Consider the following 25025-nt stretch of genomic DNA (forward strand, 5'->3'; position numbering starts at 1 on the left):
TAATGTGAAGTTACACATATCTAGATCCCCCTAAATCCCCCGATAAATTGGGGGACTTTGATATGTTTTTCTGGTTCCCCCCTTTATAAGGGGGGCTAGGGGGGATCGAATTCTATGCAGCTTTATAAAAAATTGGTATAAAGTTACTGCTAAACATCTATTAAGGAAAAAGAAAGTAATGACACATACTATCATTGGAACCAATGGAAATGACACCCTATACGGCACTAACGACCCCAACATAATTAATGGTAAAGCTGGGAATGATATCATCATTACAGGTTATGGTGCCAACGATACTTTAACGGGTGGGGGCGGCAAAGATACATTTATTTTTTATAGGTCAGGCGGCGGCACTGATATAATCACTGATTTCGGTGGTGTAGGTAAAGAAACAAATCCAACAGCAGCAGTAATTGCCGAAGTCGATACTATCGAATTTTTGGATGAATTGAATGCGCGAAATTTGCTACTCACCCAAAATGGTAACAATCTAGAAATCACTTTTGAAAACGTATATAATACCACAAAAATCATCCTACAAAACTTCAAACTAGAAGACTTAGATAACCTGAAAGCTTCTGGTACAAGACCAGCCATAGGCAATATCTTGTTTAATGGGTTTGAGGAAACTAGTATCACTGATAGTTTTGATGTCCTGGATGCCAACTCAACTGATACAAGCATCGGCATCAAGAACACGGTAACTTTCCTCAATGACCTGAATAACAACATTACAGGTTTAGACAACTCAGATGATGTGGTGAATGGTCAGGGGGGCAATGACAAAATTGATGGATTAAGTGGTGACGATTTGCTGCGGGGTGGTACAGGCAACAATACTCTCATTGGTGGTCTGGGCAATGATACCCTTGATGCTTCCTATTCTTCTGGAAATAACATTCTCACAGGGGATGCAGGGGATGACTACCTTGATATTAGCTACTCTACTGGCAACAATACGGTTTCAGGTGGAGATGGCAATGATTACTTTTACACCCCTGGAGTTCGGGGTAGCAACATCCTAAATGGAGGGGATGGCAATGACTCCTTCAGTTTGTTTGTTCCATATACTGCTCCCTCTTCCTTAGCAACTCAAACGGTAGACGGAGGGACAGGTGACGATTTGTTAACCGTCAATTCCAATACGACTGAGGCAATCACTTCGACTTTCAATCATGCTACTAATACTGGCTCGATTACAGCAGGCATATATCAGATTAACTATAAGAATATTGAACGATTAGATGTCTCAGGCACATCCTACAATGATTGCATTGTGGGGAGCAATGGCAACGATACCATCATAGCTAGTCCTGGCAACGACACTTTAACGGGTAGCGGTGGCAAGGATACATTTGTTTACGACATTTATAGCTCGGGTACAAGTAGTGATACAATCATTGATTTCGGTGGGGTAGGTAAAGGAATTAATCCAACAGCAGCAGTAATTGCCGAAGTAGACACCCTAAATTTCGCTGGCGACGGCTTAACTGCTCAAAATTTAGTGCTGACTCAGAATGGCAGCAATCTAGAAATCACCTTTGACGCGGACAATAGTCCCAAAATCATCCTACAAAACTTTGCTTTAGAAAACCTGGATAACCTAAGCTTATCTACAGGAGCCACTGTCAACTCAGGCAATATCCTGTTTTCTGGGCAAACTACCATTACTGACAGCTTTGATGTCTTCAATGCCAACTCCACTCAAGGTACTATCTTCAACAAGAACACAGTCACCTTCCTTAACGATCTGAACAATAATGTTAGCGGCTTTGACAACTCAGATGATGTCATCAATGGTCAGGGGGGTGACGATCTTATTGATGGCAAAAGTGGCAATGATTTACTGCGGGGTGGTGTAGGCAATGATACTCTTATTGGTGGCGTAGGGAATGACATCCTCCTTGAGGATACTGGCAATAACTCCCTTGTTGGTGGTATTGGTAACGATACTTTCAATGTTGACTCTTCAACAGGCAAGAACACCCTCGATGGTGGCGCTGGTGACGATACATTGTATGCTCTGGGTTCACAAGGCAATAATTTACTCTCTGGCGGCGATGGCAATGATTATCTCTTCACCTCTGAGCTTTCTATTGCTGAGGGACACGACTTTATTGGCTCTTCAGGTAATAATACCCTCAATGGTGGCGCTGGTGACGATAGATTGGTTGCTGAGTCTCCAAAAAGTAATAGTTTACTCTCTGGAGACGATGGCAATGATTATCTTTCCACCTCTGGCGTTGATGGTTATAGACTGGAATATATTTTTAGCTCCTCAGGCAATAACACCCTTAACGGTGGCATTGGTGATGATACCTTGCTTGCTGAGATTTCAACAGGTAACAACCTACTCTCTGGTGGCGATGGCAATGATTTACTCTCGATCTCTGGCATTGTCATCGGAACCGGAACCTACATTGGAGATATTTTCCATCCCTCTTCAGGTAATAATACCCTCAACGGTGGCACTGGTGACGATACATTACGTGCTGAGATTTCAACAGGCAATAACTTACTCTCTGGTGGCGATGGCAATGATTCCTTGTATCTAAGCACCTCATCCCCAGATACTGTCCGCTCTTATTTAGTGACTCAAACAGTAGATGGAGGTCAGGCTGACGATTTGCTCTCCGTGGATTATAGCAATGCTACTGGAGGAATCACAACAACATTTAATGCCACTACTAACATTGGCTCAATGATAGCAGGCAAGTATCAAGTTAGTTATCAGAATATTGAAAGATTAAATATCTTAGATACAGCCTACGATGACAACATTGTGGGGAGCAATGGCAACGATACTCTCTCCATAGATAGTGGTGGCAAAGATACGATAGACGGCGGTAAAGGTGACGATTTGTTGAGAGTTGATTACAGCAATGCTACCACAGGAATCACAACAACATTTAATCCTACTACTAACATTGGCTCAATTACAGCGGGCAATAATCGCGTTAGCTACAAGAATATCGAAGGGTTAAATATCAAAGGTACACAATACAATGACTTGATTGTAGGGAGTAATGGAAACGATACACTTGATGCGGGCAATGATGGCAATGACACAATAGACGGCGGTAAAGGTGACGATTTGTTGTCTGTAGAATACAGCAATATTAGCAAAGGAATCACAACAACATTTAATCCTACTACTAACATTGGCTCAATTACAGCGGACACGAGACTAATTAGCTACAAGAATATTGAAGGATTAAATATCTTAGGTACAGTTTACGATGATTTGATTGTAGGCAGCAATGGAAATGATACACTCGATACGGGTTATGGTGGCAATGACACAATAGATGGGGGGACAGGTAACGATTCCTTGACTATCTATTTCAATAATACTACTACAGGAATCACAACAATATTTAATCCTACTACTAACATTGGAGCAATTACGGCGGGCAATAATCGCGTTAGCTACAAGAATATCGAAGGATTAAATATCAAAGGTACACAATACAATGACTTGATTGTAGGGAGTAATGGAAACGATACACTTGATGCGGGCAATGATGGCAATGACACAATAGATGGCGGTAAAGGTGACGATTTGTTATCCGTCGATTTTGGAAATGCTACTACAGGAATCACAACAACATTTAATGCTACTACTAACAAGGGAGAAATTACAGCGGGTAGGAGATTAGTTAGCTACCAAAATATTGAAGGATTAAATATTTTAGGTTCCTACAATAATGACTTGATTGTGGGGAATAATGGCAATGATACTCTCGACGGTAGTAGTGGCAATGATACCCTCAAAGGTGGTAATGGTAATGATGTCCTCATAGGTAACAGCGGTAATGATAGCGTTTATGGAGGAGCTGGTACTGATACCTTTGTTTTCTATACTTTCAGTGAAGGCGTCGAGCGCCTTTATGACTTTGACGCCACTAATGAACTAATTAAGATATCAACTAATGGTTTTCCTAGTCGCGATTTATCACTAGGTGTACTTAAGACAAATCAGTTTACAATCGGAGCATCTGCAACCACAAGTAATCAGCTATTTATTTATAACTCGACTACAGGTGGATTGTTCTTTGATGAGGATGGTAGTGCAGGTGTTTATAGTCAGGTACAGTTTGCACAATTATCTCCTGGCTTGTCACTAACCAACAACAATTTTGTGCTTTTTGCTCTTTATTAGCACTCTATCACTTGAAGCAGAAAAAATAGAAAATCGTCGAATTGCGATGTGCTTAAAACAGATGGGGGAGAAGAGGTAGTATTTTCTCCCTTATCTTCCCAAGAAAGATAATTTTTGAATACTGAATTAGTATTCTAATTACCCAAATAAGTCACTTCAGTTTTCTGCGATCGCACCCTCTTTAATGAGAGTAAGGGTTATTGAAGGTTTCCCAAGCAGCTTTTACAGCCTTTTGCAGGCGAAAGTTAAAGTCTATTAAGTCTTTCATCAATAAGTGCCAGTTTCTCTCAGCTTCATCTTGAATTACCGCCCAAGAGCTTTCTAAGCGATCGCGTTGCATCAGTTTCCTTCCTTCAATTAATTCCCGTGCTTGACGCACAACTTTCAAATAGGTTTCACGGGTGAGAGTACCTGCGGAATCAGCCTCAGCTTGAGCGCGTCTTTTTAGCGCCTCAATTAACGCTTTGGTTTCGCGTTTCACCTCATCAGTTTCACCAACCATTTCGGTTTATACTAATTTGTCGGTTTCAGAACTTATTTTTACAATTACTATGGATTCAGTAGATTCGATATTGTTAGAATTCATACTTAAAACATCCTTAATTGCAAAGTTTACTCTCCAATAAAAATTGCACCTATCTTAATAGTCATTAGCCATTTATTTTACAAAGGACAAATGACTAATGACAAATGACAAATTAATAAGCTTTTGTTGGCAGTTGTTGCTCTAGTTTCAGCAATGCTGCAACTCGCATTTCTGTAGCTGGATGACTAGAGAACAAGTTACCCATAAACTGTCCAGAAATGGAATTAATAATTAATAACGGCTCATAAGCTGGATTGGCATTTAAAGGCATCTGCTTTGCTGAGGCTTCTAAGCGTTGCAATGCCCTAGCTAAGGCGCGGGGATTACCAGTTAATCTAGCAGAACCGGCATCAGCAGAAAATTCTCGCGTGCGCGAAATTGCTAGCTGAATAATTGTCGCAGCCAGTGGCGCAAGCATGACTGTTAATAATACTCCTATTGGATTTCCACCTCTGTTGTCATCTCGCGAACCACCGCCAAACCATAAGCTGTAACTAACCATTTGGGCTAGGAATGAAATCGCACCAGCCACAGTAGCAGCAACAGCTTGAGTGAGAGTGTCACGATTAATAATATGGGTTAGCTCGTGGGCAATAACGCCTTCGAGTTCATCCTCTGGCAATATATTTAAAATACCTTCAGTGACAGCTACAGCAGCATGTTCGGGATCGCGCCCTGTAGCGAAGGCATTAGCACCCTGGCTTGGAACGATATAAACTTTAGGCATAGGAATGTTAGCGCGATCGCTCAATCTCTGCACCATCCGATAAAGTCCTGGTGCTTCCCTTTCACTTACAGGTTGTGCTTGGTATACTGCTAGGGCAATTTTATCTGATTGATACCAAGAAAACAGGTTGGTTGCTGCTGCCAAGCCAATCCCGATAATCAAACCACTAGAACCGCCAATTACCCAGTAACTAATTGCAATTAAAAGACCACTTAGTGCAGCTAGCAAAGTAGCCGTTTTCAATTGATTTGTCATGTTTTTGCTCTCCTGCTAATGCTGTGTAAATTTTTCCGAAAACAGCATTACTTCAGCTATATTTTGATTTTATCCAGCTAAACTTAGAAATATGGTACAGAAAACCTATCAGATAAGTACGGTTTTCCTACTTAAGTTTTAGTCATATAATTAATGTCTATAGATAGTAAAAAGGCATCTATCTATAGAAATAAATATATTTATCTAGGCAGAAATTACAAATGTGATGCTTAGATTGGGCTATGCCTACGCCATTAGTTAATTTTCAAACATCCTCTAAGATCCATTTACTTATAAAGATTCTGAGTCTATTCCTTCTGCTTGATATATCTGTTGGGAAAATAGCTGAAAATCTAATTCGCACGCCTTCAAAGCTTCAGTGGCTTCTGAGTATTTTGGAGTATCAAACAAATCGCGATCGCGGATTTTTGGCAACCAAGAACGCAGTTTATTTAATTCCGCTTCGTTCTCTTCTAATTCTGCAAAGGTGAGATTACCTATTTTCCGTTCCTCACTCAATTCGCTATGCAAATCCCGACATTGCCCCAAAAACTCTTGATATTCTCGATCTGCCTGCTGTTGAAAACGATTTACCAACATAGCATTTTGCTCGGGTTCATCAATCCAAATAGTCAATAAATCTGCTTCGCCACCACCTGCTGTAATGTCTGCTTTCAATTCTGCTAAATATTGTTGCAAGTCTTCTCTATGCGGTAGCACGCACACCGACTGCTGTAGATAAAGTGCGCCCCAGCCCTTGAGTTTACGCCAAACATACACCCGTTGCGTTGAAGGCTGTGCGGGTACTTTGTACACCAATAAGTTCCAACACTTTCTGTCCATAGATAGATTGTAACAGGTGTTGCATTAAATCGATTTTATTGTTAGTCTACTTATGAAACAACTGTTGCATTACAGAAAATTATGAGTCTGAATCATCAAGTCGGAAGCTCACTTATTGGTTCTTAAGAATTACAGAGTTGATGTAGTAAAAGCCAGTCAGGTAAACAGGAAATATGCAACTACAAAATAAATTTTTCCAGACAATTCCCGGCACTGTTTGGGTATTGGGATTTGTCAGTTTGCTGACAGATATTAGCTCTGAGATGATTAATTCTGTATTGCCCTTATTTTTGGTATCAGTTTTAGGGGCAAATGTTTTGACTGTGGGCATCATCGAAGGCATTGCAGAAGCAACAGCCTCAGTTTTAAAAATCTTTTCGGGAGCGTTGAGTGATTATCTAGGACATCGTAAAGGATTAGCGGTGTTTGGGTACGGCTTATCCACCTTTGTTAAACCACTATTTGCTGTAGCTAGCAGTCCAACTGGGGTGTTAATAGCTCGATTTGGCGATCGCATTGGTAAAGGTATTCGGGTAGCGCCCCGCGATGCCTTAGTCGCCGATTCCACAAACGCAGAGGTACGCGGTGCAGCTTATGGATTGCGTCAATCTCTCGATACTATTGGAGCATTTTTGGGGCCTTTAGCAGCATTTACCCTGATGACTGCTTCCGAAAACAACTTCCGCCTGGTTTTTTGGCTAGCACTCATCCCTGGATTTTTCGCAGTCGCTTTATTAACAGTAGGAGTGCGCGAACCACAAACAAATGAAACTCCAGGAAACCGAAGCAATCCTCTGCAATGGCAAGCTTTACGCAGCTTGGGTCAAGGATACTGGGTACTAGTAATAGTGGCATTGTTATTCAATTTAGGCAACTCCAGCAATGCTTTTTTGTTGCTGCGAGCAGAACAAACAGGCATTTCTGCCTCACTTATACCATTGACATTAATGGCGATCAACATCGCCTACTCATTTAGCGCCTACCCATTAGGAATACTTTCCGATCGCGTGGGTAAATTTGGGTTACTGGTAGGCGGATTTCTCCTATACGCTTTAGTCTATCTGGGTTTCGCTTTTGTGCAGACACCTTGGCAAGCGTGGGGATTGTTTGCCCTTTATGGTCTACATCTGGGCATGAGTAAAGGATTGCTATTGGCGCTAGTGGCAAACAGTATCCCTGCAAATCTGCGTGGCACTGCTTTTGGATTCCTCAACTTAGCTGTGGGATTAGCGCTTTTACCTGCCAGTTTGCTAGCTGGTGGGTTGTGGCAAACACTGGGAGCAGAGGCGACATTTATTGCTGGGAGCTTGTTTGCGTTGGCAGCTGTATTATTGTTAGTTTCTCAAAAAAACAAATATTGAAAAGCAAAAATGGTATCCTTGATTTGAAATCAAATCAACGGCGATGGAGCTCGCCAAAACCGCCTTTCCAGTCCTAAAATTCATCACTGGAAGGCTGATGGCTCCTACTTTCCTTGCTAACTGCGGGAGAGTAGGGCTTGGCTAAATGCATTACCTGACTCCCCTGTAGAAAGTATCTCTCTACAAATCGCACCTCAAGGAGTCATGGTATGAAACACCTTCGTCAGTTTGAACCATTTATTGCCTTACCCCACTTAATCAAGTGGTTGCCCATCTCCTTTGTGGTTGGCATTCTTGCTGGAACAGCTTCTGCGGCTCTTTTAGCATCATTAGAATGGGCAACTGATTGGCGAGAATCACATCGGTGGATTATCGCTTTGCTTCCCTTTGGTGGCTTCTTGAGTGGTTGGATTTATCATCAATTCGGTCGGACTGTAGAAGCAGGAAATAACCTTTTACTCGAAGAAATTCATAACCCCAAAAAGATTATTCCTTTTCGTATGGCTCCTCTTGTTTTATTAGGAACAGACCTTACCCATTTTTTTGGTGGTTCAGCCGGTCGTGAAGGTACAGCATTACAAATGGGTGCTTCTTTGGCAGACCAGTTAACTAAAATATTGCATTTTCAAGGGGCTAATCGCAGAATTTTGTTAACGGCAGGTATCAGTGGGGGATTCGCTTCAGTTTTCGGTACTCCCTTAGCTGGAACCGTATTTGGTCTAGAAGTTTTAGCGATTGGTAAAATTCATTACGACGCTCTTTTTCCTTCTTTAATTGCTGCGATCGTCGGAAATCAAGTAACTTTACTATTAGGTTTACATCATACTGCATACCGACACGCTCCCTCTATACCGCCGCTCACAATTTGGGGATTGATTTCTGCGATTATCGCAGGTGCAATTTTTGGAATTGTCGCGAGATTCTTTGCTAAAGTAACTCACCAAATTAGCCACTTATTTAAAGCAAAAATATCTTATCCTCCACTGCGTCCTTTGATTGGCGGTGCAATGATCGCAGTAATTGCTGGGTTGAGTGGTACAACTAAATACATTGGGCTTGGTATCCCTACTATTGTTGATTCTTTTTTCACTCAGCTACCTCCTTGGGATTTTGCAGCAAAATTGGGTCTGACTGCTTTAACTTTGGGAGCAGGTTTTAAAGGAGGGGAAGTAACACCTTTGTTTTTTATTGGTGCGACTTTAGGTAATGCTTTATCGTTACTTTTAGCATTACCTGCACCACTCTTAGCAGGAATGGGATTTGTGGGTGTGTTTGCGGGTGCAGCAAATACACCTATAGCATCAACCTTAATGGGAATTGAATTATTTGGTCTGGAATCGGGTGTATTTATTGGTATTGGCTGTATAGTGAGCTATTTATTTTCAGGTCATTCAGGAATTTACTCTGCACAGCGTATTGGGTTGAGTAAATACTCTGCTGTATATTTAGAAGAAGGGGTGACTTTGGCTAATTATGGACAACCTAAAATTGATTTACCTGATGATAGAGAAGAAGGAAGAAGTAATTCTCAGGAATAATTTATGGATGCAATTAATAGATAATTGGAAAAGTGCGTAGTTTACCGCCGTAGGCATCGCTATTGTATCAAGTAAAGTAGCCACTCAATCAAAAAGAGAGAGAGAAATCGTACATAAATTTGCTGGGCAAAAGGTGTCTGAAATCCTGAAGTACAAGAAGGGTAGTATAAAACAGGCTCCACTCCCGGAAGAATCGCCCAGTTGGGATGAGTTTTGTGAAATGTTATGGGAGGAGATTGAAGCGGGAGCAGAGGTAAATCAACCGGGTTTTAAAGTTGTTCGCAAGTTATTAAGCGATAAGAGGTTTGACAAATGAAGAATCATGGATTTGGCAAACTAGTTATCTAAGGTATCATTATATAATGATACTATTGATGGTTTGACAAATGAAGAATCATGGATTTGGCAAACTAGTTACCTTTCTAAATCAATTAGAACAAGAGAAAATTAGTTACACCTTAGCCCATCATCGAGATGAAACCATTATGGTGAATGTGGCGGTGGCTGGGGAACGATGGGAAGTGGAATTTTTTGAGGATGGGTCGGTTGAGGTAGAACGATTTGTTAGTAGTGGAGAGATTAATGGGGAAGAAGTTTTTAGTGAATTATTTGCTATGTATTCAGAGCCAGAAAATCATTCTGCCAAAGTTACCCAAAATGCTAAGTTTACAACTACGACATAAAGGCGATCGCGTTATATCTTAATCTGAAAAATGGCAAGTATTTACCAATCCTATCAGTATCTCAAGAAATCGGCGTAATCCCTAGCTCTTGTAACTCTTTGAATATCAATTTTTTGCACTCAGCTTGAGGATAATAGTATTTTTCAGATTCATAGAAGTCTTTCTGTTCTATTAAATAATAGAGGTTTCTTTGGCTTTTTTCTTTAGAAAAGCTGAGAGGATCGTAATCAAATACATACCTGGATGTAAATAAATAGCATGGATATTCTTCTTCATTTTTTATATTCCAAATAACTTCTTGCTCAAAAGCAAAAGTTCCTTTTTCTATTGTTACTCTGACACCAAACGGTTCAATATCTCTAATTTTATCGCCAATATTACCATTGTGGCTATAATGATTAGTTTCAATTAATTCATAAAATTGTATATTAAATGAAGCTCGATCAATTGTTGACACTGAATACTTTCCTTGAGCGGTAACAATGATTGCTTGTCCTGCTCCAGATGCCATGTCTACAGTGCCATCTTGATTAAAAAGTAAATAATGAAAGTAGCCATAGTAGTGAGGATTTGCATTTAAACGACCGATTCCGAAAACGTTTTGCATAAATATCTATATGTAGAATAGATTAGAAACTAAAGTATAGCTTTTGAGTACGACTACCAACATAAAGATACAAACTATTTAACTTGGCATTTATTCAACTTTTTCCTGGAATGCGATCGCACACCCTACTACCTATTTTATTTACGAAATCATTGCTTCCAATTCTTCCAAAGCTTGAAAACTTCCTACTTGCCAACTACGTTCCACCGCAGCAGGGATAATCTCAGTAATCGCTATATCTTCAAAATTAAAACTGGTGTTAGATTTTATATATTTCCCCTCTTTCAGTAAATAAATAGAAAGATTCCCGCTATCGTAAACCCATAATTCTGGGACTCCAATGGCTTCATAAGCATCAAGAGTAGTTTTTGATGTCATATCAGTTTCAATCGCTAAATCAGGCGGCGGATCATCAGGCTGCAAGCGGCGACGACCAATCATTTGTTGATAATTCTGAATATAAAAGCAAGCATCAGGTTCAACTCCTGCTAAACCTTGCTTTTTAAAGGTGGTGGAACCAAAAGGTTGATATCTGATATCTTTAGCCTTCAGCAATATTTTGACAATATCAGAAATTAAATCTTTAGGTATTTCATGTTCTGGTAAAGGAGCCATAATTTCTAAAATACCCTGGCTGTAAGCAATTCGGGTAGTTCTTTTTTCTCCCAATTCTTGTAAAATAGATTCAAATTCTTCCCAGCTAACATCTGGAATTGTTACTGTGCTACCAGGCGCTAACTGCATCTGGCTAACAGCTTTTAAAACCGGAATAGCAGCAGTCACGTCGCTTCGCTCCAATTCAAAATTCAAAATTCAAAATCTATTAGGTTGCGGTGGATAATATAGCCCACCGTAACCTTTAGATTAATAGAATGAGTTTAACAAAAGTGGCTAAAAGCGATCGCCTACACCTTAAACTTCTCAGCAATCCGCTTCATCGCCTCTTCAACATTCTCCCGGCTGTTAAACGCCGATATGCGGAAGTAACCTTCACCCGCAGCACCAAAGCCTGAACCGGGTGTCCCCACAACGTTGACAGTTTGCAGCAACTTATCAAAGAATTCCCAACTGGATAAACCATTAGGAGTTTTCACCCAAACGTAAGGTGCATTCACCCCTCCATAAACTGATAATCCGGCGGCTGTGAGTTTCTCACGGATAATTTTGGCGTTCTCTAGATAGAAACTCACCAATCCTTTGATTTGTGCTTGTCCTTCTTCAGAATAAACCGCTTCGGCTCCCCGTTGGACGATGTAAGAAACACCGTTGAATTTGGTAGACTGGCGACGATTCCAGAGTTTCCATAGTTCGACATCGGAACCATCGGCGGCTTTTGCTGTGAGTGTCTTTGGTACAACGGTTAACGCACAACGAGTTCCTGTAAAACCTGCGTTCTTGGAAAAAGACCGAAATTCGATCGCAACTTCTCTTGCACCTTCAATTTCATAAATTGAGTGAGGAAGCGACGGATCGGTAATATAAGCTTCGTAGGCTGCATCAAAGAAAATAATCGAGTTATTAGCTTTGGCATAGTCCACCCATGCTTTGAGATATTCCTTGGTAGCAGTTGCGCCAGTGGGATTATTAGGAAAGCAGAGATAAATTAAATCGACTTTCTTTGAGGGAATTTCGGTGGTGAAGTTGTTATCAGCCGTAATTGGTAGATAAACTAAACCCTCAAACTCGCCTTTATCGTTAGCATCTCCCGTATTTCCCACCATAACGTTAGTGTCTACATACACAGGATAAACTGGGTCAGTAACGGCTATAGTGTTGTCATGACCAAAGATTTCTAGAATATTGCCAGTGTCGCACTTGGAACCATCGGAGATAAAGATTTCGGAAGCATCTATGTCGGCTCCTCGTGCTTGGAAATCTTGAGTAGCAATTTTCTCCCGCAACCATGCGTAGCCTTGTTCAGGGCCGTAACCTTTAAAAGTATTGCGATCGCCCATTTCTTCCACAGCCTTTATCATCGCTGTGCGGCAAGCCTCCGGTAGCGGTTCGGTAACATCGCCAATGCCCAGCCGGATAATTTTAGCATCACTGTTCGCTTCAGCAAAGGCATTCACCCGCCGAGCAATTTCTGGAAACAGATAACCCACTTTCAGCTTCAGGTAGTTGTCGTTAATAGTTGCCATTATGTAGATTATGAAAAACGCCCTCAAATAGCTTACTGCTAATTTATGAGGGCGGGGAGTGGGGAGCAGAGGGAGTAGGGGAGCAGGGGAGCAGGGGGAGAAAAATTACATAGCCAGTTCCAATGCCTAATGACAAATGACAAATGACTAATGACAAATGACTAATGACAAATTAGATATTTACTGGCTGTTTATTATCGGCTGATGCGTAATAAATGTTGCGATCGCCAATTCCAAACTGCGTGATTGATTCTTGTCCTGTAATCAATCTTGCTCCACGATTACGGGTGAAATAGTTCCATGCCCACTGAATCATTACTACTAATTTGTTGTTAAATTCAATTAAGAAGTAGATGTGAATCAATAGCCAAAACAGCCATGCAACGAAACCTTTCAGCTTGATAAAGCCGAAATCGACCACAGCAGAATTGTGCCCAATCATTGCCAAACTACCATAATCGGTATAAGCAAAGGGCGGCAAATTGTTACCTACAAGCCGCTTTTGGACTAGTTCTGCTACATATTCACCTTCTTGCTTGGCTACAGGTGCAACACCAGGTAGCGGTTTACCATTTTGATGAGAAAAATTTGCTAAGTCGCCAATTACAAAAATATTCGGATGTCCCTTAATACTCAAGTCAGGTTCAACGATAATCCGTCCAGCGCGATCGCATTCTGCACCTGTGCGTTCTGCGAGGACTTTTCCCATTGCGGAAGCTTTCACACCTGCTGCCCATAATACCGTTTTTGAGGCAATTTCTTTAACTTCATCGCCTTGTTTGAGGGTAACAATATCATTTTCAATATTTGTTACCAATGTTTTTGTCTGCACAACCACACCCAAGCGCCTTAGAGATGCTTCCGCTTCTTGTGATAACTCTGGTGCAAAGGGTGGCAAAATCCGATCTAAACCTTCTAATAGCAAAATCTTGGCTTCTGAGGTGTCGATGTTGCGGAAATCATCTTTGAGGGTTTGATTTGCTAATTCGGCGATCGCACCAGCTAACTCTACACCAGTTGGGCCACCACCCACAATTACAAAAGTTAACAAAGCGCGGCGTTTTTCTGGATCGGTTTCTTTTTCTGCGGCTTCAAAGGCCGAAAAAATCCGGCTACGCATTTCTATCGCATCTTCTACTGTTTTCAAGCCTGGAGCAAATTCTTCCCAGTTATCTTTGCCAAAGTAGGAATGCTTCGCACCTGTGGCGACAATTAACGTATCGTAAGGTACTGCTTCGTTGCCTACCATCACTTGTTTTGATTCTGGATCGATGTTATTCACCTCTCCCAGCAGCACTTTTGTATTCTTGCTCTTGCTGAGGACAGAACGCAACGGTGAGGAGATATCAGCCGGAGATAGCGCACCTGTGGCGACTTGATATAAAAGGGGTTGAAATAGATGAAAGTTACGTTTATCAATCAGAGTAACGTTTACTGCCGCTTTGGCGAGTGTTTTTGCTGCATAAAGTCCACCAAAACCACCGCCAACGATTAGTACTTTATGGGGTGGATTATTGTCAAGTGAATTTACCATAAGAAATATTATCGTGTATGCCGACTATTGTAACTATTCTTAACAGATTTGTATCAAAATTGTCATCATATATTTTGTATTGCTCTTTACATTTGAAAAAGTATTAAAGTAATCGAGACTACAGGATAAACAAAATTTTTTAAGAGAAAGGTACAGAAAATAAGAGTTTGGGATATTTCAATCCCTGTTTATCTATGTAGATTTATCAAAGGTAGATGTAGAATTTATGCAAGTTTAGTCAGAAATAGTTGACTCTGGTGTTTGTGTCAAACGTGGTGAATGAGTTCGCCGCCAACGCCTAAAGCCATAGACAACAGCAACAAAAGTTAACAAATAGGGGCTGTAAACAATTAACCAAATACCCAGTTTAAGTAAGCCAACGGAAAATGCCCTCAAAGAATGGGTAGAGTTATTCCAAGTTTCCTTAACTTGCAAACCCAAAGCAGGTTGAGGGCTGGTACTAGAAACTGCTGCTTCTAGGTTCAGCGTAATCGTGGAATAAGCAACTTGATTTTTGAGGTTTTTCAGTTGGGCATCAATTTGTTCTATGGTTTGTCGGACATTACTCAGTTCTTGGGAAACACTAAGCACATCTCTCACAGAACCAGCCCGATCCATAATTTTTTGCAAATTGGCTTCAGTTTTTTGCAAATTAGTTAATCTAGCTTGGAAATCGACTATGCGATCGCCTACATCTTCGGCAGTGATATTACGACTATTAACAGTGCCTAATTTAGCTAGTTGCTCTAGAGTAGGTTCTAGCCGATCCTCTGGTATCCGCAATTGGATTGTTGCTGTGTAACGCGGGTTGTCGTTTTTGGGTTGTTGTTGTTTCAACCCGATTAAATCCCCTTGCTGTTGATTGATAATTTGCGAAACAGCATCGACAGTCCGATCTACAGAGTTGACAGTCAAAGAGATTGCTGCCTTTTTGATCAGTTGGGGACGAGAACGCGCTATTGGTGCAGCTTCCGCCTTTTGGGAAATATTGTTTTCATGAGCAGTTAATTGATTTACCCCGTCATTAGCTGCAATTTGAGGTGCAGACTTACTTGCTGTCTGTTGGGAAGAGGCGCAACTAGTGAAAATCATCCCTCCCAATAACGCACTTATAAATAAAGCAGATGTGCGCGGTAATTTGGTCGCAGTATACATAATCTACCTCTAGATAGATGAAGTTAACCCTAGTATTACTGAATAAGAACTCAAAATATGGATTGTTGCGATTTATGTAACAGGGTTAGTCATTTTTATTTACAGAGCTTGATGAGATATCTCAAAAAGATTATTAGCAAGTCATTTGACGATTATTTCAAAAATATTTATAACAAGTCTGTTTGCCAGTAGGGTCGTAAAATTGCTTTCTGGTAGTTGATATTTTTGAAATTGTTTGATTTTGAAAATAAGTTACATTTGCGATCGCTGCTTGCAAATCTACCTTTATACTAATTTTCAAAATAGCCTACGGTATCTTGTCGGTCAAAATTCCCTGGCACTTTCAGCAGCTTGTCTCAATGCCAAAAAAGCTTCTTTTAGAGGTTGGCTAACGGCACTGTCTGGTTCTGTTAGTACTAGCTGTTGGTAGGCTGATAAAAATTGCGATCGCAGCCGATGGAACAAATGCAGAAAGTGACGTACAAAGCTGATACAATCCAAAACCACAATCTCTATACCATCTGTACGGTCGTACATACTTGAGGCATATTCCTGAATACCTTCTTTTATTACATCCGTTGTGATAAAAATATAGTTGTCAACCCGCTTGCTTGTGCTGTTGATTTTTTGCAAAGCACGGTCAATATCTGCTAACGTGACGCGTCGGGTCTTCATTTCATAGCTGGTAATTACCTTCTCATCATCAACTAGAGTAATTTCCAAATCTCCTAAAGCACCTGTCTGTTCGTCTGCTGCATTGTGGGATTTTAGAGGTAAAAAACGCTCTCCAATATATTGTTCTGCTACTTGATAGGCAGCAGCAACAATTAGTACGGGAAGACGGCTTGAACCTCGGCAAGCCAAATGCTGTTTTAGGAGTGTGATAATTTCCTCTGCTGACAAAGGTATTGCGTCTTCCGACTTCTTCAGGTCGGCTAGTAGTGTTTCCATACGCTGCCGCTTCTCGTTCCGAGCGATAATTAGACAGCGAATGGTTTGGGCTAGCAGTTCCTCAGCAGTTATTCTGCCTTGATGAACATCATCAAGTAATTCCAGGGCAACTTCATAGAGTTTGGGCGGTCGTCCCACCAGATTGACTGCTGGGGTTAAGGTGATGTTGCGGTTACGTAATGCAGGGGTGAGGAACGCAGTTGTGGGATTACAAGGCAACTCGTGTTTGTTAATGAATGCTGTGATATAGCTTTCATCGTAGTAGCGTCCAGAGTAAGCATCTGGTGTGCCTATTTCGGTGTAAGGCTTGCAGATATCAACATTCCCACGGTGAATTGCTGCCAAAGAGCAGGCCAGCAACAAACGAACTACAGCACGATTGCCTACATAGCGCGATACATAGTCAATTTTTTCGGCAATGCTGGGGTTGGTGACAATCGGTTGGACTATCGATGCTTCGGCTTTTTGTAAGGCTACATCAAGGATAGCTGCTGGGGTTGTGGACATGGAGCGATTTCTTCAACAGTAAGTGTGGAAGCTTGAGGGTCATAATTGAGCCAAAGTACTTCTTGCCGTAACTGCTTGATGGAATGGCAGTGCTTCAGGGGTGCTTTAATGCAGTTCCAGTCACCATATAGTTCCTGCATCAACGAACAATCATAGCCTGAAAGGGCAACTTTACCTTTAACTGAACGCAAAACACCCGCTAATTGCCGATGCTGGTCGTCGGTCATTTCATAAGCGTAAGCCTTGCTATCCCCACGGGAATCGTGCGGGTACGGAGGGTCACAGTAAAATAATGTTTCTGGACTATCGTAGCGTCGAATAATATCAATTGCTCGGTCGTTCTCAATTTGCACGCGTAGCAACCGTTGCACGATTTCGGGCAGATCCTCAACACTACCAAGCCACCGGGAAACTGCACCAGCCATTCCAGCGCGGCTAGTAAGTTTGCAGTGTGCCCATCGTCCTTGACTTGCGGTTTGTGCCAAGCCTGTTCTCACTTGTCGCGCCCGGACAAAAAATCGTCTAGCCTTTTCCAGGTCTGGCAAACTCTCTTCTTCTTTGGCAATGGCAATCCGAAATTCTTCACGCGAAAATGGGGTTAAACCAATCGCCTCGATGAGTTGGTCTTTTTGGTCACGTAGCACGCGAAAAAAGTTGGCTAACTGCCCATCAATATCATTGTAGGTTTCCACAGGTGAAGGCTCCCGGTTCAACAACACGGCTGCTGAACCGCCAAATGGTTCGCAGTAGTGGGTCGTTTTTGACAACAAGGGTAAAAGCCAGTCTAAATGACTGTACTTGCCGCCATACCAACCAAATGCAATTTTCTTTGCCATGAAAGCCAACCTCAAAGGGAGTGATTTACCTGAAACCGAGGATAAGGGTAAAACGCAATTTATTATATAGTGTTGAGAAATAAAGTATAAACAAACAAGAATACTTGCATTATTTTTTCAGAGAATAATCTAAGTATTCTTTTTCGGTAATGCGATCGCCAACAGTATTAGATACGTGTAATTTCCAGCAAAATAGTCTGTAAAAGCTATATCCTGTCTTAGTTTTAGCAATTCTTCTCCAGCCTTACCACAGAGAACAGTACATAGTCTGTGCTAGCAAACACGTTAAATATAGACTTAAGCCAATGCTTACTTCGTATTTATGGAGCTTTAATTATGGAATTGAACACAACTAAGAGAAAACTAAGCAACAAGATTTGATTACCTGCTAAAAAGCTGATGTATAAGAGTTTCAGATAGCCATTCTTTCGTAACAATCTTGCGCGGTTGCAGTTAGCTCAATAGAAAAGTATGAGTCAGTTTTATCATTAAAAGTAAATCCTTACTGTTACTCATGAATTCTTAGTAATTTGTTTACTTCTTAGACTGTAGAGCGTAACCTGGGGATTACGCTCTGCTGCACACGACATCTTGTAGTACTTTATCTTATCTGTGCTTCAGTTTTAATTGAGATAGATAATACCAGGAAAATCATGAAATGATACACCATCACCAAGAGTTGTATAGCTACCTGAGACTACTCCCCCTGCTCCGCGAAAAGCCCAACCTGTGTAAGTTTTCAAAATTAAAATGTCACGAGGAGAAGGGACGGACTTGTTGACATACGTCCAACCAAACTTTGCTCTGCCATAAGCTTGTGACCCAAAGCCAACAATATCCTCTGTTGACCTTACATGGGATTGTATGAGTATAACAGTACCAAAATCGCCACCTATATCAAATAAAGCTCCTCCATTATAAGCGGTCTGTGAAAGTTCTCTTGTGTCATTTGCGCTTTCATACAGCCTAATCCCAGCAATTTCTAATGTTGCGTTCTTCCCTACAAAGACACGTTCTGGAATACGACGATTACCTGGGTCATCGCTACCATGCCAGGATAGTGCAGGAGTTTTCGTCATATTAATTTGAACTTTAAGTGAGTCTTCTGTAGGACCGTTCTCGTGTGGCCCTGTAATCGATAGCGTATGATTTTCGGGAATGCTAAATGGATGGTTCCATGTAAAGTTTAATCTATCACCTGTATCATCTAACTTAAAGCGAACATTCACTACCTGATACCTTGCTACTAATGATTCAAGCTGTTGTCCTAAATCAATAGAAGTGTGAGTGCTATCTAAAGTGAGTTCAAGAGTATTTGTACTAGTAGATGATTCTTGTAGACCAATTATGTTTCTTTTACTACTGATTATAAATTCATTTTCAGTGAATGAACGCTGTATTGTACGAGTTCTCTGGAAAAGCTGATGACTAGCTTTAAATTCACCACTGATAATTCTTCTTAACTTAATTTTCTTAGGAATAATCTTCTCACCTTCAAATCCCCAATCATAATTTGACTGTGTTTGAAGCAAATTTTTTAACTCAGATTGCATACTACTTCTTGCTTCAGAGCGGGATGTTGCAGAACTGCCAGTTTTCGTCGCTTCTTTCAACTTATTCACTGTATCATTTGTAAACTCGAAAGAGCCAGAGCCTTTTGCTGAACCACCAAAAATCTTGAAAACGTTGACGCTTCCCGCAGTATCAATATTTCCTTTCTTATTCTGATATTCCTTATCTAACTGCTCTAGTAATGATTCACGATTATCCCATTTTCCACTATCTTTAATGTCTTCTTCTGCTCTGTTCATAACGCTCTCAACTGCGCTAGTCATAGCGTTACTTATGGATATATTCTCTTTGTTTATTACATCAGGCTTAAATGAGTCTTTGCTAATAAAAATATCATCACTTCCAGTTAGTGGACAGTCCAGTTCTACAACTTTAGTCAAGTCTTGAATAAATATGTCAAGGAGTTTATTCTTCTCATCAAGTACCAAAGCACCTGGTACAGCACCTTCAGTAATAACGGTGATATTTATACGCCTTAAAATACTCTCAAAAGAATTTGCAATTTGATTGATCGTAAAATATTGATTATCCGCATCAATGTTTTCCCCAGCATTCTTGTCATTAACAAAATTTTTCCAATCTACTTTCTTAAAATCACTGGCGTTGATGTCAATTATATCTTCCTTTACACTTACAGATGCAATTTTCAGCTTTATATTAAAATCCTCATTTTTATTTTTGATACGCTGGGCAAAATTTGTTGCTGCTCCCACCTCAGAGAATTCAAATTTAGCTGTATGCTGCTCGTTCATGGTTATTAAGCTTAGTCCAACTTCAGGGTAAGTGTAGGAACCTACATCTTTAGATTCAGGTTTTATTTCAATACCAACTAAAGGTATTAAGTTAATTTGGTTACTTCTAAGCTTACTATTCTCAATTCGCGTTCCTATTTCGTTGAAAACCAAGTTATGCAATTGTTGTGTATAGCATTGAAACCACACTTCAACAGTTGTCCCATCAATTTCTACTTTTGGTTCTCCTGAAGCATCAGACACCAAAGAGAATAATGGAGTGTAATAAAATTTCTGATCTGAGCCTCCATCTGTAGCCTTTGCATCTTTATAAATATCAACTTTTCTATTTTGATAGCTAGGAATAGTGGCGAAAAACTCGGTGGAAACATTTATGTCGGTGGAAACTGTGAAACTCATGATTTTATATTTCGTGATTTTGTTAGTGTGTTCTTGAGGTAAAACAAATCTAAATTAAAATTAGACAAGCTTTACTACTGAAGGGGTGAAAAGCGTTCGACAAACTAGATACAGCAAGCTTTTTAGCCCAATTACCTTCAAAAAGATTGTCTGGCTGTTGTCCCATCAAACTGGCACATTTGACGAGAGAATGGGATGTTGATATAAAGCGATCGCTCAATCAGAATAATAGCTATCATTTCATATTTTATTGTTGCTAACGCTTAAACAAACATCCCTTCCCACGATCATCAAAAGTGAATGAAACCCATAATCCTAGTTTGAAAAATTCTCGATTGCAGGTTTAGACATTTATAATTGCAGATCACTACAGCTACTCATGAGCATTCAGTTAGTCTTTCTACCAGAGATGGCAGATATACCCGCCCAATGGCTATAAAACCTAGATCCATCCATTCGCCTATAGGACTGTAACCGACCATTTGAAATGGAATTAGTGCAGGAAGGCTGCCAACAATAAATCCTCGGCTAGTCTGAAGATTTAACATCAATTTACTGTAAATTAATGCGAAAGGATCTTCATTTATATTGTTATTCCATCCCACCTTTTTAACGAAAGCTTTTGTTGCTTGCCACTCGTCTTGTTCATTCTGTTTGATTTCTTCCCAGATTTGCTGTTGAATACTGAAACCAAACTGCTTATTGCTAAAGTCCAGCCATAGTTTATCTATTGTTTTTAAATCTGTGCAAGGAAAGTTCTTGAAGGAATACATATAACCTGACTGAGAATTGTATTTGCTCAGAATGTCTTTGGTTTCCTTATCAGCTTTTTCCCATTGTTTCGCTTGGAGCAAATCTCGTAAGGGGCTGTAATCAATGCCTGCTTCAGACTTGAGTTCGTCCATACTTTAACCTACCCTAAAAAACTTAAGATGGGCATTGAGCTGACTATCTCGGCTCATGCTCTCTTGATGTTTGCAGTTTACTGAGAACCCTAGTCACAATATTTTTGATACATCCGTTTGCAATAGACAGAAATTTTCTAGATAATATTTATATTCAAAGTATTATACAAACATTTTACGTATATTTACTAAAAGCTTCGTAAATATATGTAAATTTATGTACATTTTTCTATTAAACAAATTGAGAATAATCCGCCATTCTTTCTCGGTAAGGCGATCGCCACCATTGCAGCATCGCTCATCAACTTGGCCTTTTTTCTCGTTGATAATTCATCTGTGTTACTCAATTTGGGGTACAATCGTAAGCCTGCCAATAAATGACGACGCTTGCTGACAGGAGATGCTTCTATGGCCCGGATGTATTATGACGAAGATGCCAATTTAGACCTTTTGGCTGGAAAAACTATTGCTATTATCGGCTATGGTTCCCAAGGTCATGCCCACGCTCTCAATCTCAAAGATAGTGGTTTGAATGTGATTGTGGGACTATATCCGGGTAGTAAGTCAGTCGCAAAAGCTGAAGCAGCTGGGTTAACTGTGAAAAATGTTGCAGATGCGGCCAATGCTGCTGACTTCATCATGATTTTGTTACCTGATGAAGTTCAAAAAACGATTTACAAAAATGAGATTGAACCCAATCTAGAAGAAGGGAATGTGTTAGCTTTTGCCCACGGCTTCAATATTCACTTTGGGCAAGTCGTACCACCAGCTAACGTAGATGTGGTGATGGTAGCACCCAAAGGGCCGGGGCATTTGGTACGGCGAACTTATGAAGGTGGTGAAGGCGTACCAGCGCTGTTTGCAGTTTATCAAGATGCTAGTGGTCAGGCACGCGATCGCGCCATGTCTTATGCTAAAGGTATCGGTGGTACTCGCGCTGGTGTTCTCGAAACTACTTTCCGCGAAGAAACTGAAACCGATTTATTTGGCGAACAAGCGGTATTGTGCGGTGGTTTGAGTGCTTTAATCAAAGCCGGATTTGAAACTTTGGTAGAAGCTGGTTATCAACCAGAATTGGCTTATTTTGAATGTCTGCATGAAGTCAAGCTGATTGTTGACTTGGTTGTGGAAGGTGGTTTAGCCAAAATGCGCGACAGTATTTCTAATACGGCTGAATATGGCGATTATACTCGTGGCCCGCGGATTGTCACCGAACAAACCAAAGCTGAAATGCAGAAGATTCTCAGCGAAATTCAATCTGGGCAATTTGCACGAGAATTTGTTCTGGAAAACCAATCTGGTAAACCAGGATTTACTGCCTTGCGTCGTAAAGAAGCTGAACACAAAATTGAAGAAGTTGGTAAAGATTTACGCGCTATGTTTAGCTGGTTGAAAAAGGCTTAAGCACTGAAGTTGTGCTTTCACTAGTTTAAACACACAATCGCTTACAAGCAGCACAATTTTGACCTCCCTTTTCTTCCTCTCTCCTAAGAAGAGGGAGGCTTTAAATCTTACTCCCCTTCCCTGCTAGGGAAGGGGTTGGGGGTTAGGTCTGTATTGGACTCAACTGCAAACCGCTATAGTATGCGACTGAGGCATATTCTATTAACTTTTAATATCTTGAACAATCCGAAAACCAGCGTGCTGATAAAAATTTGGACGGAACCAGTTGCGGTAATATTTTAAAGCTTCTGTACCATTAGTTATCCAACATCCTCCTAACATCATTTGATGTTTATCATCAAAAAAGATGGCAGAATTATCTTCATAAAGAAAATGAGGCTGATATCCTGGAAGAGGGTTTAAGTTATTATTCAACCATTCCCAAACATTCCCACGCAAATCATACAATCCCGAAGAGCTTTTGGCTGTTTCTAACATCCCAACGGGGCTAGGGGAGCCAAATTTTAAATTGAGATTATAATTTTCTACATCATCTAATAAACTATTACTATAAGTTGCTAAATGGTATTCTGCTTCACTCATTAAACGAGTATTTCTGCCTTGCCAATGACAATAAGCCATTGCTTCATAATGATTGACTTCCACAGGCCAATCTAGAGGTAAGTCAATTTCATCAAACATAGCTCGATATTTATAGCTACCATTTTCATGTAACCAAAATTTGGGGCATTGAATACCGTATCGAGTTTTCCAATTCCAAGATTCTTCATCCCAATATTCTTGATTTTTGTAGCCACTAGCCTTGACAAAATAGATAAAATCAGCATTGGTAATAAGATACTTACTGGCGAAAAAGGGTGCAACTTCAACAGTGCGATCGCCATAATCAATATCCCATCCATAAGTTGAATCATCTAAGGCTTTACCAAGTTTTACTACCCCACCAGCAACTTTTATCATTTCGTTCTGAGGAGTGTAACCATTAAAAGGAGCATATTGCCAATTTTGAGGACGTTTCACTCTCTCAATAGGCAGTTGACGAATTAACATCGAAGAAGTTTCAATGTGAATACGTTGGTGTTCCATCCCCATCATTAAAGCCCAAAGGGGATGATTTGGATGAATTGGCAGAGTAATTGGGATGGTTTTAATTACTTCAGAAATTACAGAATATGCTTGTTCTCGGTACTCCCAAGTTTGTGCAACTTGCGGCCATTCCAAATGAGCGATCGCTGCATTCAACTCCTCTGGTTTTTCTGGATCTACTCCAATTTCAAACAAAATTTCATACTCTGGATTGAGGCGTTTTTCTAATAATCCCACCTGAATTAATTTATTTATGTAGAAAACAGCCGAATGTCCCAGATAAAAAATTAGAGGATTTCTCAAAGGGTCAGGATTGAGATAAAATGTCTCTTCCCCAACTAGACTTTTCAATAATATATCTTCCAATTGCCAAGCATTCTCAAAGTAATTGAGGAGCGCTTGGTTATTACAACTATCAAGTTTTGGAGGTTTAGCAGATTGTAGACTATTCATGGTTTAATTCCTATTAGTGAACAATGAAACAAATTAATTATCTATAATTTCGATTTGATTCCCGAATTTACTTGCATAGGTAAAAAATACGGAAAAAAACAATAAATATGTACTGAGTTTTTTGAAAAAACAAATATTAATCTTATCGGATGTATTAAACATAATAGGATTTAAGGAGAGATCAAATAAGATTATTAAATATGACAGATTTATTATTTAATAGCAATACTTATTATTTAATATTAGTTTTTTAAATAGTACTAAAACTGCATCGATTTAGTGTGGTAATTTCGTATATTTGAATAATTTCATACTTATTCAATTAATTAAACTCTCAGTCAAGAAATAATTCAGTGGTAATCAATATAACTATATGATTAAATGTAAAGACTCTTGAAACTATTACCAATGAAAAATTACAACTCTCTAATACCAATTAAAAATGAATCTGCATATAATGGGGAGAAGCAAACTAGGTAAGTTAACAGAACCATGAGCCGCCCATTTAAAATTGCGATCGCCGAGAGCGAAGAGGAACTGAAAAAACGCCTACAAACAGTGTCTT

18 protein-coding genes, 1 pseudogene and 1 riboswitch are annotated in these 25025 nt (G+C 40.1%); of the genes and pseudogenes, 5 read left to right on the forward strand and 14 right to left on the reverse strand.

The genetic code is table 11. The annotated features are described in order from the left end of the window. The first annotated feature begins 178 nt into the window (after window positions 1-178). Complete coding sequence (locus RMY32_RS17655) at window positions 179-4165, forward strand: calcium-binding protein (RefSeq protein ID WP_322714332.1); 3987 nt, start codon at window positions 179-181, stop codon at window positions 4163-4165. 181 nt (window positions 4166-4346) lie between these two features. Here the strand turns inward: RMY32_RS17655 and RMY32_RS17660 are convergent. From RMY32_RS17660 to RMY32_RS17670, 3 genes and pseudogenes are all read right to left on the reverse strand, one after another. Further along, a pseudogene (locus RMY32_RS17660) lies at window positions 4347-4751 on the reverse strand (hypothetical protein). A gap of 112 nt (window positions 4752-4863) precedes the next feature. Next, entirely contained in the window at window positions 4864-5733 is an 870-nt protein-coding gene (locus RMY32_RS17665; protein WP_322704618.1) for a zinc metalloprotease HtpX, read from the reverse strand. Window positions 5734-6024: 291 nt separating this feature from the next. Then, on the reverse strand, window positions 6025-6549 hold the full coding sequence (locus RMY32_RS17670) for a Chromate resistance protein ChrB (RefSeq protein WP_322714333.1): 525 nt from the start codon (window positions 6547-6549) through the stop codon (window positions 6025-6027). A 200-nt stretch (window positions 6550-6749) separates the two neighbouring features. Here RMY32_RS17670 and RMY32_RS17675 point away from each other — a divergent pair, with 200 nt between their 5' ends. From RMY32_RS17675 to RMY32_RS17685, 3 genes are all read left to right on the forward strand, one after another. Continuing rightward, window positions 6750-7937, forward strand: a complete 1188-nt coding sequence (locus tag RMY32_RS17675; RefSeq protein WP_322714334.1) for an MFS transporter — start codon at window positions 6750-6752, stop codon at window positions 7935-7937. 30 nt (window positions 7938-7967) lie between these two features. Continuing rightward, a riboswitch (Fluoride riboswitch) is annotated at window positions 7968-8051 on the forward strand. A gap of 95 nt (window positions 8052-8146) precedes the next feature. Then, window positions 8147-9475, forward strand: a complete 1329-nt coding sequence (locus RMY32_RS17680) for a voltage-gated chloride channel family protein (RefSeq protein ID WP_322714335.1) — start codon at window positions 8147-8149, stop codon at window positions 9473-9475. A gap of 386 nt (window positions 9476-9861) precedes the next feature. After that, entirely contained in the window at window positions 9862-10158 is a 297-nt protein-coding gene (locus RMY32_RS17685) for a hypothetical protein (RefSeq protein ID WP_322714336.1), read from the forward strand. A 61-nt stretch (window positions 10159-10219) separates the two neighbouring features. Here the strand turns inward: RMY32_RS17685 and RMY32_RS17690 are convergent, their stop codons facing one another. The 10 genes from RMY32_RS17690 to RMY32_RS17735 form a co-directional block, all read right to left on the reverse strand. Further along, window positions 10220-10765 carry a hypothetical protein gene (locus tag RMY32_RS17690; protein ID WP_322714337.1) on the reverse strand — a complete coding sequence of 182 codons (546 nt, stop codon included), beginning with the start codon at window positions 10763-10765 and terminating at the stop codon, window positions 10220-10222. Between the two features lie 141 nt (window positions 10766-10906). Then, on the reverse strand, window positions 10907-11548 hold the full coding sequence (locus RMY32_RS17695) for a Uma2 family endonuclease (RefSeq protein WP_322714338.1): 642 nt from the start codon (window positions 11546-11548) through the stop codon (window positions 10907-10909). A gap of 122 nt (window positions 11549-11670) precedes the next feature. Further along, complete coding sequence (locus RMY32_RS17700) at window positions 11671-12906, reverse strand: LL-diaminopimelate aminotransferase (RefSeq protein WP_322714339.1); 1236 nt, start codon at window positions 12904-12906, stop codon at window positions 11671-11673. Window positions 12907-13078: 172 nt separating this feature from the next. Then, window positions 13079-14440 carry an NAD(P)/FAD-dependent oxidoreductase gene (locus RMY32_RS17705; protein ID WP_322714340.1) on the reverse strand — a complete coding sequence of 454 codons (1362 nt, stop codon included), beginning with the start codon at window positions 14438-14440 and terminating at the stop codon, window positions 13079-13081. Between the two features lie 234 nt (window positions 14441-14674). Next, complete coding sequence (locus RMY32_RS17710) at window positions 14675-15595, reverse strand: DUF4349 domain-containing protein (protein ID WP_322714341.1); 921 nt, start codon at window positions 15593-15595, stop codon at window positions 14675-14677. Between the two features lie 324 nt (window positions 15596-15919). Continuing rightward, window positions 15920-17053, reverse strand: coding sequence for a DNA methyltransferase (locus tag RMY32_RS17715; protein WP_322714342.1), 1134 nt, complete (start codon window positions 17051-17053; stop codon window positions 15920-15922). After that, window positions 17020-17889 carry a DNA adenine methylase gene (locus tag RMY32_RS17720; RefSeq protein WP_322714343.1) on the reverse strand — a complete coding sequence of 290 codons (870 nt, stop codon included), beginning with the start codon at window positions 17887-17889 and terminating at the stop codon, window positions 17020-17022. The genes RMY32_RS17715 and RMY32_RS17720 overlap by 34 nt, the downstream gene beginning before the upstream one ends. Window positions 17890-18512: 623 nt before the next feature. Continuing rightward, the gene (locus tag RMY32_RS17725) at window positions 18513-20612 is read right to left on the reverse strand and encodes a hypothetical protein (protein ID WP_322714344.1); all 2100 of its coding nucleotides are present in this window, start codon (window positions 20610-20612) and stop codon (window positions 18513-18515) included. 377 nt (window positions 20613-20989) lie between these two features. Continuing rightward, window positions 20990-21517, reverse strand: a complete 528-nt coding sequence (locus RMY32_RS17730) for a GUN4 domain-containing protein (protein ID WP_322714345.1) — start codon at window positions 21515-21517, stop codon at window positions 20990-20992. 215 nt (window positions 21518-21732) lie between these two features. After that, entirely contained in the window at window positions 21733-21864 is a 132-nt protein-coding gene (locus tag RMY32_RS17735) for a hypothetical protein (protein ID WP_322714346.1), read from the reverse strand. Between the two features lie 43 nt (window positions 21865-21907). Here RMY32_RS17735 and ilvC point away from each other — a divergent pair, with 43 nt between their 5' ends. After that, window positions 21908-22921, forward strand: a complete 1014-nt coding sequence (gene ilvC, locus RMY32_RS17740) for a ketol-acid reductoisomerase (RefSeq protein ID WP_409883319.1) — start codon at window positions 21908-21910, stop codon at window positions 22919-22921. Window positions 22922-23122: 201 nt separating this feature from the next. Here the strand turns inward: ilvC and ovoA are convergent, their stop codons facing one another. Beyond that, a complete protein-coding gene (gene ovoA / locus RMY32_RS17745; RefSeq protein ID WP_322714347.1) occupies window positions 23123-24460 on the reverse strand; it encodes a 5-histidylcysteine sulfoxide synthase in 1338 nt (445 codons plus the stop codon). Window positions 24461-25025 lie beyond the last annotated feature (565 nt).

Source organism: Nostoc sp. ChiSLP03a (genome assembly GCF_034531215.2).
Taxonomy (GTDB): domain Bacteria; phylum Cyanobacteriota; class Cyanobacteriia; order Cyanobacteriales; family Nostocaceae; genus Nostoc.